The organism is Stenotrophomonas sp. TWI1183 (assembly GCF_039673115.1).
Lineage (GTDB): Bacteria > Pseudomonadota > Gammaproteobacteria > Xanthomonadales > Xanthomonadaceae > Stenotrophomonas > Stenotrophomonas maltophilia_AA.
In genome coordinates, this window is record NZ_JBDJKZ010000008.1 from 1 (window position 1) to 13,206 (window position 13,206).

The 13,206-nt window shown below is 67.3% G+C and carries 14 protein-coding genes; 7 read left to right on the forward strand and 7 right to left on the reverse strand.

From position 1 onward, the window contains the following. Positions 1-144: 144 nt before the first annotated feature. On the reverse strand, positions 145-729 hold the full coding sequence (locus ABE434_RS09545) for a ferritin-like domain-containing protein (RefSeq protein WP_179460352.1): 585 nt from the start codon (positions 727-729) through the stop codon (positions 145-147). A gap of 29 nt (positions 730-758) precedes the next feature. Then, positions 759-1,241, reverse strand: a complete 483-nt coding sequence (locus tag ABE434_RS09550; protein WP_346478651.1) for a peroxiredoxin — start codon at positions 1,239-1,241, stop codon at positions 759-761. Between the two features lie 251 nt (positions 1,242-1,492). On the opposite strand from ABE434_RS09550, the gene ABE434_RS09555 reads away from it, so the two are divergent. After that, positions 1,493-2,389: a DnaJ C-terminal domain-containing protein gene (locus tag ABE434_RS09555; protein ID WP_346478652.1), complete on the forward strand. Its 897-nt coding sequence runs from the start codon at positions 1,493-1,495 to the stop codon at positions 2,387-2,389. Positions 2,390-2,513: 124 nt separating this feature from the next. On the opposite strand, the gene pilH is transcribed toward ABE434_RS09555, so the two are convergent. Together pilH and ABE434_RS09565 are read right to left on the reverse strand one after the other, a co-directional pair. Then, a complete protein-coding gene (pilH, locus tag ABE434_RS09560) occupies positions 2,514-2,897 on the reverse strand; it encodes a twitching motility response regulator PilH (RefSeq protein WP_176990568.1) in 384 nt (127 codons plus the stop codon). Positions 2,898-2,986: 89 nt separating this feature from the next. Further along, positions 2,987-3,982: a YhdH/YhfP family quinone oxidoreductase gene (locus tag ABE434_RS09565; RefSeq protein ID WP_346478653.1), complete on the reverse strand. Its 996-nt coding sequence runs from the start codon at positions 3,980-3,982 to the stop codon at positions 2,987-2,989. A 221-nt stretch (positions 3,983-4,203) separates the two neighbouring features. Here ABE434_RS09565 and hflK point away from each other — a divergent pair, with 221 nt between their 5' ends. From hflK to ABE434_RS09585, 4 genes are all read left to right on the forward strand, one after another. Further along, positions 4,204-5,325, forward strand: a complete 1,122-nt coding sequence (hflK, locus tag ABE434_RS09570) for an FtsH protease activity modulator HflK (RefSeq protein WP_121038866.1) — start codon at positions 4,204-4,206, stop codon at positions 5,323-5,325. Continuing rightward, positions 5,322-6,185 carry a protease modulator HflC gene (locus ABE434_RS09575; RefSeq protein WP_019186091.1) on the forward strand — a complete coding sequence of 288 codons (864 nt, stop codon included), beginning with the start codon at positions 5,322-5,324 and terminating at the stop codon, positions 6,183-6,185. The genes hflK and ABE434_RS09575 overlap by 4 nt, the downstream gene beginning before the upstream one ends. 69 nt (positions 6,186-6,254) lie before the next feature. Then, positions 6,255-6,440, forward strand: coding sequence for a DUF2065 family protein (locus tag ABE434_RS09580; RefSeq protein WP_346478654.1), 186 nt, complete (start codon positions 6,255-6,257; stop codon positions 6,438-6,440). A gap of 306 nt (positions 6,441-6,746) precedes the next feature. Continuing rightward, a complete protein-coding gene (locus tag ABE434_RS09585) occupies positions 6,747-8,039 on the forward strand; it encodes an adenylosuccinate synthase (RefSeq protein ID WP_088432983.1) in 1,293 nt (430 codons plus the stop codon). 99 nt (positions 8,040-8,138) lie between these two features. Here ABE434_RS09585 and ABE434_RS09590 read toward each other — a convergent pair whose 3' ends face one another. Beyond that, positions 8,139-8,552 carry a hypothetical protein gene (locus tag ABE434_RS09590; RefSeq protein WP_346478655.1) on the reverse strand — a complete coding sequence of 138 codons (414 nt, stop codon included), beginning with the start codon at positions 8,550-8,552 and terminating at the stop codon, positions 8,139-8,141. Positions 8,553-8,757: 205 nt separating this feature from the next. Between ABE434_RS09590 and ABE434_RS09595 the strand changes: the two genes are divergently transcribed. After that, positions 8,758-9,111, forward strand: a complete 354-nt coding sequence (locus ABE434_RS09595; protein ID WP_346478656.1) for a hypothetical protein — start codon at positions 8,758-8,760, stop codon at positions 9,109-9,111. Here ABE434_RS09595 and ABE434_RS09600 read toward each other — a convergent pair whose 3' ends face one another. Both ABE434_RS09600 and ABE434_RS09605 read right to left on the reverse strand, forming a co-directional pair. Further along, on the reverse strand, positions 9,112-9,807 hold the full coding sequence (locus ABE434_RS09600; protein WP_346478657.1) for a M23 family metallopeptidase: 696 nt from the start codon (positions 9,805-9,807) through the stop codon (positions 9,112-9,114). Positions 9,808-9,810: 3 nt separating this feature from the next. Beyond that, positions 9,811-10,788: a L,D-transpeptidase gene (locus ABE434_RS09605; RefSeq protein ID WP_346478658.1), complete on the reverse strand. Its 978-nt coding sequence runs from the start codon at positions 10,786-10,788 to the stop codon at positions 9,811-9,813. A gap of 205 nt (positions 10,789-10,993) precedes the next feature. On the opposite strand from ABE434_RS09605, the gene ABE434_RS09610 reads away from it, so the two are divergent. Then, positions 10,994-13,126: a methyl-accepting chemotaxis protein gene (locus tag ABE434_RS09610; RefSeq protein ID WP_346478659.1), complete on the forward strand. Its 2,133-nt coding sequence runs from the start codon at positions 10,994-10,996 to the stop codon at positions 13,124-13,126. Positions 13,127-13,206 lie beyond the last annotated feature (80 nt).

Genomic DNA, 13,206 nt, shown 5'->3' on the forward strand with positions numbered 1-13,206 from the left:
CTTGTGGGTTTGGGCGGGCTGTGGGCGGGCAGCACACCACCACGGGTTGGGGGGGCGGCGGGCCGGCCGGACACCTTGGCGCCGCCCCGGGCCCGGCACTACACGTGCCTTCGGATCCTGCGAGAAGCCGGCACGCGGCCGGCGTTACTCGCCGATCCAGCCGTCGAGCAGATCGGCGAATTCGTCGGCGTGCTCTTCTTCCTGCGCGAGGATCTCTTCGAGGATGCGCTTGGTCGTGGTGTCCTTGTCGCCGACGAAGTTGATCATCTCGCGGTAGCTGTCGATCGCGATGCGCTCGGCAATGAGGTTCTCGCGGACCATGTCGCGCAGGTCGCTGCCTTCCTTGTACTCGGCATGCGAACGTGCGGTGAGCGTATCCGGGTTGAGATCCGGCTCGCCGCCGAGCTGCACGATGCGCTCTGCCAGCTTGCCGGCGTGCGCCTGCTCCTGCTGGGCGTGCTCCAGGAACTCGGCCTTGATCGAATCGGCGAGCATGCCCTTGGCCATGAAGTAATGGCGGTAGTAGCGCAGCACGCACACGTACTCGGTGGCGAGCGCATCGTTGAGCAGCTTGATCACCGCCTTGCGGTCGGCGCTGTAGCTGTCGGTGATCGCGCCGTCTTCGATGTCCTTGCGGGCCTTGGCGCGCAGGGTGGCGGTATCGCTGATGCCCGGCGGACGGGCGGTGTTCGGGGCGGTATCGGGGGTGTTCTTGGCTGGCTTGGACATGGCTGGCCGGATTCCTCTGTTGCGTGGGTCTAGCGGGGGAGATGCTCCAGCACGTACTGCGCCGAAGACACCTCGAATTTTCCGGGTTCCTCGATGAAGGTTTCGCGCACGACACCGTCTTCAACGTACAGCGCGAAGCGGCGCGAGCGGATGCCCATCCCGGAGCTGCTGGCATCCATTTCCAGGCCGAGGGCCCGGGTGAAGTCGCCATTGCCGTCGGACAACAGCTGCAGGCCGTCGGGCACCTGCTGGCTCTCGCCCCAGGCCTTCATCACGAACGGATCGTTGACCGCCATGCAGAACACTTCGATGCCGCGGTGGCGGAACGCGGGGAACTGCTCGATGAAGCCGGGCAGGTGCCGGGCCGAACAGGTCGGGGTGAATGCGCCGGGCACGCCGAACAGCACCGCCTTGCGCGAATCGAACAGGGCATGGGTGTCGATGGTCTCCATGCCCTCGCGGATGCGCTTGAGGGTGACTTCGGGAATGCGGTCGCCAACGTGGATGGTCATGCGGACTCCTTGGACACAGGCAGGGTAGTGAGGGGCATGGGATGGCCATGTCAACACGTTGAAAACCGGACGTGCAGACCCATCTGGAGCGGGAGAGGCGGGCTACCGGGGGCAGCGTAGCCGGCCGGGATGTCCGCCGCATTGCGCAGGATCATTCGCGCCCGGCGTCACGGTGGGCCGGTCCGCAGCGGCTAGAATTGCGCGGACGGCGCCCGCCCACGCGGGTGGCCGAACTTAGTCGAGGTGTTTGGATGGAATTCAAGGATTACTACGCCACGCTCGGGGTGGAACCCACCGCGGGCGATGCTGAGATCAAGACCGCTTACCGCCGCCTGGCGCGCAAGTACCACCCGGATGTGAGCAAGGAAGCGGGGGCGGAGGACAAATTCAAGGCGGTCAACGAGGCTTATGAGGCGCTGCGCGACCCGCAGAAGCGCGCGGCCTATGACCAGCTGAAGGCGCAGGGCTACCGGCCCGGCGAAGAGTTCCACACCCCGCCGAACTATGGCGGTGGGCAGGGCTACGATTTTGAAGAGGTGTTCGGGGGCGGCGCCGGTGGCGGCGGCTTCAGCGACTTCTTCGAAAGCCTGTTCGCGCGCCAGCGGGGCGGCGGTGGCGGCCGCGCCAGCGGATTCGGCGGCGCCAGCCAGGGCCCGCAGCCCACCCGCGACACCCGCGCCAAGCTGTCGGTGCCGCTGGAAGCCGCCTACCAGGGCGACAGCCTGCGCATCAACGTGGGCGGCAAGCAGCTGGATGTGCGCGTGCCCAAGGGCATCCGCCCGGGCCAGGTGATCCGCCTGACCGGGCAGGGCACCGGCGGTGGCAACCTGCTGCTGGAAGTGGAATACGCCGAACACCCCCAGTTCGAGGTGGACGGTCGCAACATCCTGTACACCCTGCAGGTCACCCCGTGGCAGGCCGCGCTGGGGACCAGCATCAGCGTGCCGACCCTGGGCGGGGCGGTGGAGTTGAAGGTGCCGGCCGAGTCCGACGCGGGCCGCAAGCTGCGCCTGCGCGGCCGCGGCCTGCCGGGCAACCCGGACGGCGACCAGATCGTGGAGCTGGAGATCATCGCGCCGGCGCCGGCCGACGAAGCGCAGAAGAAGGCCTACAAGGCGCTGGCCAAGGCGTTCGGCGAGAAGGTGTGATGCAAGGCGTTGCGCGGCGTCCCGGTCATTGTTGCGTACCGACCAACGGTCGGTATCTACCGGGTCGGCCGCGATTGCCTTCGCGGTAGAAGCCGACCGTTGGTCGGCTCATCGTGCCATCGGCTCATGCCGTCGGCGGTTCCTGGTGGCTGAAAACGCGCTCCAGCACCTCGGACAGCTCGTCCTCGGAGAACGGCTTGGTGATGTAGGCCTTGGCGCCCTGCCGCATGCCCCACATGCGGTCGGTGTCCTGGTCCTTGGTGGTCACCAGGATCACCGGGATGTGCTTGGTCGAGGCATCGCGTGCCAGGGTACGGGTCGCCTGGAAACCATTGAGGTTGGGCATCACCACGTCCATCAGCACCAGATCGGGCAGCTCGGCCTTGGCCGCTTCCACCCCGGCCGCGCCATCGGTGGCGGTCAGGATTTCGTGCCCGAGTTTTTCGACGATCCGCTGTATCCCCAACAGCTGCGACGGTGAATCGTCGACGATCAGAATGCGTGCCATGTTGTTCCCCGTGTGATGCCCGCAGTGTAGTGCGGGCCTCGCACCGTCGTGAAGCGCCGGACGTGCCGTCCGTCGCCCGGCTGCCACGCTCAGTCGATTCGTACCAAAGTGCGGCCGTGGTTGCCGCCTGCGAGCAGGGCATCGAACGCTGCCGGCAGGCCATCCAGCCCGACTTCGCCCGTGCAGATCGTCTCCAGATGCGCCGGTTTCCACGCGCCGCCCAGCTTCGCCCAGACTGCTTCGCGCAGATCACGCGGTGCGCTGGAGGACGACACACCGATCAGCGACACGCCGCGGATGATGAAGGGCATGACCGTCATGTCCAGCGCCGGGCTCGCGGCCAGGCCGGCGCTGACGACCGAGCCGTAGGGCACGGTCTGGGCCAGCAGGCTGGTCAGCATCGCGCCGCCGGCATTGTCCAGGCCGCCGCCGAAGCGTGCCGATTCCATCGGCCGGGTGGTCGCCAGCACGTCCCGCGGCAGGACCTCGCGGGCACCCAGTCCACGCAGGTAGTCGGCCTGGTCGGCCTTGCCGCTGATCGCATGCACCTCGAAACCGGCCCGGGTGAAGATGTCCACCGCCAGCGAGCCGACCCCGCCGGTCGCTCCGGTCACGGCCAGCGGCCCGTGGGCGGGGGTCTGCCGGTTGTCCAGCATCCGCACCAGGGCCAGCGCAGCGGTGAAGCCGGCCGTGCCCAGGATCATCGCCTCACGCGGGGTCAGTCCCGTCGGCTGCGGGATCACCGCGCTGGCGGCCAGGCGCACATATGGGCTGTAGCCGCCATCGCGGGTCTCGCTCAGCCCGCAGCCGGTGGCCAGTACCGCATCGCCCTCGCGGTAGGCCGGATCGGTCGAGGCGACCACGGTGCCGGCCACGTCGATGCCGCCGACCAGCGGGAAGCGGCGCAGGATCCTGCCCTTGCCGGTGCCGGCCAACGCATCTTTATAGTTGACCGAGGACCAGTGCGCGCGGATCACCACCTCGCCCGGGTTGAGCTGGTCCAGGCCGATCGGTTCCAGCCCGGCGTGGTAGCCGGTATCGTCCTGGTGGATGCGGAAAGCGTTGAACCGGTCGGGAATTGCCATGAAGATGCCTGACGGGGGAAAACACCACCTTACCCGCTGCTCCGGCGCGCGGGGACCCTCACGGACCTTCGCGGATGCGGTTATGAATCGTTCCCCGAGATGCGTGACCCCTTCCAATCCTGTCGATCTGCCCCATCTAGTAGAATCGACAGCGATTTAACGTTTTAACGGTTGACGGTGCGGGAATGGCCCGCAGGCAACCTTACCTTGATGGAGCGTGCATGGCCTGGAATACACCCGGCGGCAACAAGGGCGGACAAGGCCCCGACGAGAATCGACGTGGGCCGTTCGGTCCTCGCGGTGGCGGCAATGGCGGCGGTTGGGGCGGTTTGCCCGGTCCGCTGAAAGACCTGTTCGATGGCGGCATCCTGCGGTGGGTGGCAGTGGCTGCGGTGTTGCTGCTGCTGTTCTCCAGCTTCCAGCTGATCGGCGAACAGCAACGCGGCGTCGTGCTGCGCTTCGGTCAGTTCCATCGCATCCTGCAGCCTGGCCCGAACTTCAAGCTGCCGTGGCCGCTGGAATCGGTGACCAAGGTCAATGCCACCGAGATCAAGACGTTCAGCAGCCAGGTGCCGGTCCTGACCCGCGACGAGAACATCGTCAACGTCTCGCTCAACGTCCAGTACCGCATCGACGATCCGCGTCTGTATCTGTTCGGCTCGGTCGATGCCGACCAGGTGCTGGAACAGACCGCGCAGAGCGCCGTGCGTGAGCAGGTCGGTCGTGCGGACCTCAACAACGTGCTGAACAACCGTGGCCCGCTGGCCGTGGCGGCCGAAGAGCGCCTGCAGGCCTCGCTCGGCAGCTACCGCACCGGTCTGTCGGTGACCGGCCTGACCCTGCCCGATGCCCGCCCGCCCGAGGAGGTCAAGCCGGCCTTCGACGAGGTCAACGGTGCCCAGCAGGTCAAGGAGCGTCTGATCAACGAAGCCCAGGCCTACGCGGCCAAGGTGGTTCCGGAAGCGCGCGGCCAGGCCTCGCGGGCCCGTACCACCGCCGAAGGCTACAAGCAGGCCGTGGTCGCCAAGGCCGAGGGTGATGCCTCGCGCTTCAGCCTGCTGCAGGTCCAGTACAAGGATGCCCCGGAAGTCACGCGCAAGCGCCTGTGGCTGGAAACGGTGCAGAAGGTGCTCTCGGAGAACCGCAAGATCATCGGTGGCGATGGCCGCCAGCTGATCTACGTGCCGATGCCGGGCGACAACCGCACCAGCACCAATGCCGCTCCGGCGGTGACCCCGGAAGTCATGCTGCCGTCGCTGCCTGCCAGCACGGCCGTCGATGGCGTTCGCAATGCGGAGCGTCCGACGACGCGCCCGACCGGTCGTGAGGAGGGCAGCCGATGAGAAGTTCACTGTGGATTGGTCTGGCCGTAGCGGTCCTGCTCGGCCTGCTGGGTTCGGTCTACGTGGTCCGTGAGGACCAGACCGCGATGGTGTTGAACCTGGGCAAGGTGGTCCGTGCGGACATCAAGCCGGGCCTGCACTTCAAGGTGCCGCTGGTGGAAACGGTGCGCGTGTTCGATCGCCGCTTCCAGGTGCTCGACACCGCCCCGGCGCGTTACTTCACCGCCGAGCAGAAGGACGTCAGCGTCGACTTCTTCGCGATCGGTTACATTTCCGACGTGCGCGCGTATTTCCGTGCGACCGGCGGCGATGCCCGCGTGGCGAATGCCCGTCTGGCCCCGATCATCACCGATTCCCTGCGCAACCAGATCAACTCGCGTTCGTTGCAGCAGCTGGTGTCCGGGGATCGCAGCGAACTGATCGCCAACCAGCTGACCGGCATCAACGAGTCGGTCAAGGCGCTCGGCATGCAGATCATCGACCTGCGCATCAAGCAGATCGACCTGCCGACCGACAGCCAGGTGATCAACGATGTGTACGAACGCATGCGCGCCCAGCGTAAGCAGGAAGCCGCCAAGCTGCGCGCCGAGGGTGAGGAGCAGTCGCTGACCATCCGTGCCCAGGCCGACCGCGAGAGCACCGTGATCGTGGCCGAAGCCGAGCGTGATGCCCAGCAGCTGCGTGGTGCCGGCGATGCCGACGCCGCCCGCATCTACGGCAAGGCCGGTTCGGCCGACCCGTCGTTCTACGCCTTCTACCGCAGCCTGGAGGCCTACCGTGGCTCCATGACCGACGGCAACGGCGTGATCGTGCTCGACAAGAACGACCCGTTCCTGCAGTACCTCAAGAGCGATCGCTGAGGCCGCAGGCGGTAGTCATCCACGGGGACCCGGTGCAGACCGGGTCCCCGTTTTGTTTGTGGAGATGTCATGAAAGAACTGTTCTCGGCCCTGTGCCTGGTCGCCGTGCTCGAAGGCCTGTTCCTGTTCGCCGCCCCGCTGGCCTGGAAACGGATGGCCGAGCAGCTGCTGATGCTGCGCAGCAGCGCCCTGCGTGCCTGGGGCGGGGTGATCCTGCTGGCCGGGCTGACCACGCTGTGGTGGTTGAAGCACTGAGCGGGTTCCCGCCATGCCCTGTCTGGTAGTGCCGGCCGCTGGCCGGCACCATTCCGCGGCGGTCCTGACCGGCCGGTGAAGTCCGCCCGCGGCCGGGGTGGCAGCGGCCACCGGAAACCCGGATAATGCACAAAAGCCGGACGGGCACTCTGTTTCAGGGTCACTCGTCCGGCTTTTTCCGTGTCTGGGTACCCCAGCGTCGGCGCGCTCCCCGCTGGAGCCCGCCACCCCGCGCTGATCGGCCACCCCGGCATGGTCCCAAACCCGCGGCCCCGATGGCCGCACAAAAACCAGGAGTTACCCGTCATGGGTCAGTCAGTTGTCGTGTTGGGTGCCCAGTGGGGCGATGAAGGCAAGGGCAAGATCGTCGATCTGCTCACCGAGGAAATCGGCGCTGTCGTGCGCTTCCAGGGCGGCCACAATGCCGGCCACACGCTGGTCATCAATGGCAAGAAGACCGTCCTGCACCTGATTCCGTCGGGCATCCTGCGTGAAGACGCGCTGTGCCTGATCGGCAACGGCGTGGTGATCTCGCCGGCCGCGCTGCAGAAGGAAATCGCCGAGCTGGAAACCTCCGGCGTGGAAGTGCGTTCGCGCCTGAAGATCTCCCCGGCCGCGCCGCTGATCATGCCGTACCACATCGCCCTGGACCAGGCGCGCGAACGCGCTGCCGGCGGCAAGGCGATCGGCACCACCGGCCGTGGCATCGGCCCGGCGTACGAAGACAAGGTGGCGCGTCGCGGCATCCGCATCGCCGACCTGCATTACCCGGCCCAGCTGGAAGAACTCCTGCGCACCGCGCTGGATTACCACAACTTCGTGCTGACCAATTACCTCAAGACCGACGCGGTCGACTTCCAGAAGACCTACGACGAAGCACTGGCTTTCGGCGAGTACGTGGAGCCGATGAAGTCCGACGTCGCCGGCATCCTGCACGACCTGCGCAAGCAGGGTAAGCGCGTGCTGTTCGAAGGCGCCCAGGGCGCGCTGCTGGACATCGACCACGGCACCTACCCGTATGTCACCAGCTCCAACACCACCGTCGGTGGCGCACTGGCCGGTGCCGGCGTGGGCGCCGATGCGATCGACTACGTGCTGGGTATCGCCAAGGCCTACGCGACCCGCGTCGGCGGTGGCCCGTTCCCGACCGAGCTGGACGATGAAGTCGGCCAGGGCATCCGCGACCGCGGTGCCGAGTACGGCGCCTCGACCGGCCGCCCGCGTCGCTGCGGCTGGATGGACATCGTCGCGCTCAAGCGCGCCGTGGCCATCAACGGCATCAGCGGCCTGTGCATCACCAAGCTGGACGTGCTCGACGGCATGGAAAAGCTGAAGGTCTGCATCGCCTACGAATACCGCGGCAAGCGTACCGAGTACGCCCCGCTGGACGCGCAGGGCTGGGAAGAATGCACGCCGGTGTACCTGGAGTTCCCGGGCTGGACCGAGAACACCCACGGCATCACCAACTGGGACGACCTGCCGCCGGCCGCCCGCGCTTACCTGCGCGCGCTGGAAGAGCTGGCCGGTTGCCCGGTCAGCATCGTCTCGACCGGCCCGGACCGCGACCACACCATGGTCCTGCAGGATCCGTTCGCCTGATCAGGCGCGTAGTCCCGGGCCATGTCCGGTATGGCGTGAAGGTCTAAGGCGTAAAGAAAAGCCCCGCGCAAGCGGGGCTTTTCCGTTGCCGAGCCCGGGTCAGCGCCGGCCGAGGCCCATCTGCAGTTCCGACAGTTCCAGATTCTCATCGTGGTTGGCATCCAGGTTCTGGAAACGCATCTCCGATGAGCGACGCATCTCCTCGGCACTCAATTCGCCGTCGCCGTTGAGGTCGGCGATGCGGACCCATTCGGCCGCCGAGAACTCGCCGTCACGTTGCGGGCCGAGCACCGCCTGCACCTCCTCCACGCTCACCCGGTAATTGTGGTCCGCATCGACCAGACGGAAGAAAGCATCTCCGTCGTACTCATCGCGGCTGACCTTGCCGTCGCCATTGCGGTCCAGCATCGCGAAACGATCCGGCGCGGTGGCGGGCAGGTCCTGCGCCCCGGCGGTACTTGCGGCGACTCCGCCGCAGAGAAGGAGCAGGGCAACGCGGTGCGCGAGCATCATCACAGGTGTCTCCAGACCGCAGGGGTGGGGCATGTCTTCAGCACGCAGTGTCCGCCGCGTCGATGCCCGGGGCAACGGCAATTTCCCGTATTCGCACCAGTAGTTTTACTGGTTGCCCGCGTCCATCGGACCGCAGTGACCACGCCCGCCAGCGCGGCGCCATGGCATGCTGTGCAGCCTCACCAATCAGCAGGGGCGACACAGGGTGCCTGAAGATCACGTGGCCACCGGCATGAGCAGCGCGGACCGCGCGTTGCATGCGGTGGTGTCCGAGCTTGAAGCGCTGTTGCGCGGCGACGGGGAAACCCACTGGGCCGACTGGATGCAGCGGGTCATCACCCAGCTTGAGCAGGGCGATCCAGGCGCGCCGGAGAGCGTGCTGCGCGCCTATGGCGGCATGGGGTCGTTCAATGATGTTGCGTTGGGCCTGGATTACAGCAATGGCCACTTCCAGTGGCGCGCAGACGCGGGTGAACTCAATGAGCGCCTGGATGCACTGCGCGGTCGCGCCTGGCAACTGGCGCGGGCGATCCGGGACGCATCCCCCGGCGCGCGTTGATCAGAGCGCCTGCTGTCCCTTCAGCACCGGATACGGATTGATCGATTCGCCTTTCCACCACTGCTTTTCCGGACCCAGTACATGAATCTCGAAATGCAGGTGGGGCGCCTCCGGACTCGCGTTGCCGGTGCTGCCGACATAGCCGATCACCTCACCGCGCTTGATCGTCTTCTTCTCGGCCAGCCCGTCGGCGTAGCGGTCCAGATGCGCGTAGTAGTAACAGTAGCGACCGCTGGGTTCGAACTGGTACACCGTCAGGCCGCCCCGCACGCTGTCGAACAGTTTCTCCACCGTCCCGTCGGCAACGGCCAGCACCGGCGTCCCGTTCGGCGCCAGGATGTCGATCGCATCATGTACGCGGCCTTCGCTGCGCGCATCGGTGAAGGTGTCCTGCAGCTGATCGGCCCCGACGCCCTGCACGGGCAGCAGCAACGCGCCCACCGCGCCGCTTGTCGGTGCGGGTGTCGAAACGCCCGCGTCCGGCGCGGGCGGTGTGGCTGAGGTGTCGGCGGGCACCGGTGTCGTGGCCGGCGCCGGTGGCGGCGGGGCATCAAGCGCAGCGCGGGCCGAACTGGTGGCCGATCCCACCTTGGCCGGTTCGGCGGCGCCAAGCCGGGATGAGGGGCCCGGCCCCAGCAGCCAGTACCCGACCACGCCGATTACCAGTCCTACTGCCAGTAGTCGAAAGGTCTTCATCCATTACTCCTGCATCACGACCGGCACCGAGGCGTCGACCGCAGCGGCGACCTGCAGCGCATCCCAGTTGGTCATGCGCACACAGCCGTGCGATTCGGTCTTGCCGACATGGCCGGGTTCGGGCGTGCCGTGCAGGCCGTAGTGGGGCTTGGAGATGTCGATCCAGACCACGCCGACCGGATTGTTCGGGCCCGGCGGCAGGACCGCCTTGCTGTCGCCCGCCTTGGCATCCCAGAACAGCTTGGGGTTGTAGTGGAAGGTGGGATCGCGGGAGATGCCCAGGATCTTCCATTTCCCGATCGGCAGCGGGTCATGCTTGCTGCCCGAGGACACCGGGAACTGCGCGTAGACTTTGCCGTCCGCATCGAACAGCCGCAGCGTGGAGTCGGATTTGTCGATCACCAGCTTGCTGGCCTTCGGCAGCGGGGCGGCCGCGATGTTCGGCACCTGGATCACGCTGCCGGCCTTGCCCAGGTCGACGCCCGGGTTGAGCGTCTTCAACAGCTCGGGGGAGGCATGGAAGCGCTCGCCCAGCGCTTCTTCAATCGAACCGAAGCCCAGGGTCTTCAGCTTGGCCTGCGCGGCCGGACCCTTGGGCGCCGGCTGGAACGGACCGGCCACGTCTTCCGCAGTGAGCGTGTAGCGCACCAGGGGCGGGGCGGCATCCGGCTGCAGCGCCTGCCAGGTGGCATCGTCCAGTTCGCCGGTCACCTTGATGCCATGGGCGGCCTGGAAGCCGGACACGGCGCGCTTCTGGTTGGAGCCGCGCTCCCCATCGATCTGGCCGGGGGAGAAGTGCGCGCGGTCCAGCAGCACCTGCGCATGCAGATCCGAGCGTGGACCGGTCGCCAGCGGCGTCGCGTCGGCGTCCGGGATCGCGGCGGGCGCGGGTGCCGTCTGTGCGACCGCCCAACCGGAGGAGACCCCCAGGGCGAGGGCGAGCGCGGTGAGGCGGGCGAGACGGTGCAGGCGAAGGGACATCGGCAACTCCAGCGGGAACGTGTTTCCACCATGCCTGCCGGGCGTGCGCACTTGCCGTGAAAAGCCTGACGGGGGGCTGAGCGGCGACGCGGGGGGCAACGCCGGCGTTATGTGAATCCATTCACAGCGGGCTCACGGCCGTCGGTCAAGGCGCTGCGTCTGCCGCCGATACCAGCCCACCCCCCCCACGTTTTTCGGATGTCTCATGGAATTTTTGCGGAACGTCAGCGTTGTCTGGCGTCTAGGTATGGGCTTTGGCCTGTTGTTGCTGCTGGTCGCGGCCGTGGTCGCCACCGGTGCCACCGGGAGTGCGGTACAGAAGCGCGCGATGCAGCAGGTGGTCGAGGTCAACGTGGCCAAGGTGCGGCTGCTCTCGGACATGCTCGATGCCAACAACCAGATGATGGTCGTGCGCCGGGAGATGCTGATCCGCCAGGGCGACGGTCTGGCCGAGGATGAGGCGCGCATCGCCGCGCTGGTCGCGCGCTATGAAGCCAGCTGGGCCGCCTACCAGGCCTTGCCCGCGCAGCCGGAAGACAAGGCCGTCGGCGACGCCATCGCGGCCGCCCGCGCGGTGGCGCGTCCGCTCAACAAGCAGATGAGCGAACAGCTTCAGCAGGGCGATTTTGCCGCTGCCACGGCCCTCACCCTGGGCGCCGTGCAGGCCGCCGCCAAGGGCTGGAACCAGGCGCTCAGCGAGGGCGTGGTCTACGAGGAAAAGGAAAGCCGCGAGGCCGCTGCCGAAGCGATCCGGCTGGGCGAGCGGACCCTGCTGCAGCTGCTGGTGCTGGGCGCGATCGCGCTGGTGGTCGGCATCGCCGCCTCCGTGCTGATCGGCCGCAGCCTGACCGGTCCGCTGGCCCGCGCCGTCGGCCTGGCCACCCGGATGGCCAAGGGTGATCTGGCCCATGACGTCCATCTGGGCGGTCGCGATGAGATCACCCAGCTCGGCAACGCGATGGCCACGGTCCGCCAGAGTGTCCAGGGCGCGATCACCGCACAGCTGGACATGGCCCGCCAGCATGAGGCCGGTGCCATCAGCCATCGCATGGACGAAACGGCCTTCCCGGGCGATTTCGGCCGGATGATCCGCGCCACCAACGAGCTGGTCGGTTCGCACGTGGCCGTCGAGTTCCATATGGTCGAGGTGATGCAGCGCTACGCGATCGGCGACCTGAGCCGTGATCTGGACAGCTACCCGGGCGAGAAGGCCGTGCTGACCACCACCATGGCCACCGTCAAGGCCAGCCTGATGGCGATCAACCAGCAGATCGAGACACTGGCCTCGGCCGCGCGTGCCGGCGACTTCTCCGTGCGCGGCGACGAGCCGGCGTTCCAGTTCCAGTTCCGCGCGATGGTCGCCCAGCTCAACGGGATGATGGCCAGCTCGCAGGCCAGCATCGCGGACCTGTCGCAGGTGTTGCGCGCGATTTCCACCGGCGACCTGACCTCACGCATGGACGGCAGGTACGAAGGTGTCTTTGCGCAGATGCGCGACGATGCCAACGTCACCGCGGTGCAGCTGACCGGCATCGTGCAGCAGATCCAGGGCGCGGCCGGCAGCATCAACGATGCCGCGCAGGAACTGGCGGCGGGCCACAATGACCTGTCGCGCCGTACCGAGCAGCAGGCAGCCAACCTGGAAGAAGCGGCGGCCTCGATGGAGGAGCTGACCTCCACGGTCCGGCAGAACGCCGAGCTGGCCAACCAGGCCGACCATGAAGCCCACGCGGCGGGTGCGGCGGTCAAGGCGACCGAGCAGGCGATCGCGCAGATGGCCGCGGTGATGAGCGAGATCGACCAGTCCTCGGCGCGTATCGGAGAGATTTCCTCGGTGATCGACGGCATCGCCTTCCAGACCAACATCCTCGCCCTGAACGCGGCCGTCGAAGCGGCCCGTGCTGGTGAGAACGGGCGCGGCTTCGCGGTGGTGGCCACCGAGGTACGCACGCTGGCGCAGCGCGCCGGCACGGCGGCCAAGGAGATCAAAGACCTGATCGATGAGTCCAGCAGCAAGGTCAAGACCGGACTGAGCGTCACCGTGCAGTCCGAAGCGGCGATCGCCCGCCTGACCCAGGCCAGCTCGCGCACCAATCAGCTGATGAGCGACATTGCCGCGGCGACCAAGGAACAGGCCGCCGGCATCGAGCAGGTCAACCAGGTGGTCGTGCAGATGGACCAGGTGACCCAGCAGAACGCGGCGCTGGTCGAAGAAGCCACCGCCGCCAGCCGCGCGCTGGAGCAGCAGGCGCACGCACTGACCGAATCGGTGGCGGTGTTCACGCTGGAGGACCCCGCGGCAGGCCTGCGGCGCCGGGGGTCACTGCAGGCCGCGTGACGGCACCTGCGCGCTGAGTTGGACGGAAAAGCCCCGCATCCGCGGGGCTTTTTTCATGCCGATCCAGCCGCCCGACGCAG

Coding starts and splice junctions, on each gene's coding strand:
- ABE434_RS09545 (WP_179460352.1), bottom strand. CDS start 729: ATGTCCAAGCCAGCCAAGAACACCCCCGATACCGCCCCGAACACCGCC.
- ABE434_RS09550 (WP_346478651.1), bottom strand. CDS start 1,241: ATGACCATCCACGTTGGCGACCGCATTCCCGAAGTCACCCTCAAGCGC.
- ABE434_RS09555 (WP_346478652.1), top strand. CDS start 1,493: ATGGAATTCAAGGATTACTACGCCACGCTCGGGGTGGAACCCACCGCG.
- pilH (WP_176990568.1), bottom strand. CDS start 2,897: ATGGCACGCATTCTGATCGTCGACGATTCACCGTCGCAGCTGTTGGGG.
- ABE434_RS09565 (WP_346478653.1), bottom strand. CDS start 3,982: ATGGCAATTCCCGACCGGTTCAACGCTTTCCGCATCCACCAGGACGAT.
- hflK (WP_121038866.1), top strand. CDS start 4,204: ATGGCCTGGAATACACCCGGCGGCAACAAGGGCGGACAAGGCCCCGAC.
- ABE434_RS09575 (WP_019186091.1), top strand. CDS start 5,322: ATGAGAAGTTCACTGTGGATTGGTCTGGCCGTAGCGGTCCTGCTCGGC.
- ABE434_RS09580 (WP_346478654.1), top strand. CDS start 6,255: ATGAAAGAACTGTTCTCGGCCCTGTGCCTGGTCGCCGTGCTCGAAGGC.
- ABE434_RS09585 (WP_088432983.1), top strand. CDS start 6,747: ATGGGTCAGTCAGTTGTCGTGTTGGGTGCCCAGTGGGGCGATGAAGGC.
- ABE434_RS09590 (WP_346478655.1), bottom strand. CDS start 8,552: ATGATGCTCGCGCACCGCGTTGCCCTGCTCCTTCTCTGCGGCGGAGTC.
- ABE434_RS09600 (WP_346478657.1), bottom strand. CDS start 9,807: ATGAAGACCTTTCGACTACTGGCAGTAGGACTGGTAATCGGCGTGGTC.
- ABE434_RS09605 (WP_346478658.1), bottom strand. CDS start 10,788: ATGTCCCTTCGCCTGCACCGTCTCGCCCGCCTCACCGCGCTCGCCCTC.
- ABE434_RS09610 (WP_346478659.1), top strand. CDS start 10,994: ATGGAATTTTTGCGGAACGTCAGCGTTGTCTGGCGTCTAGGTATGGGC.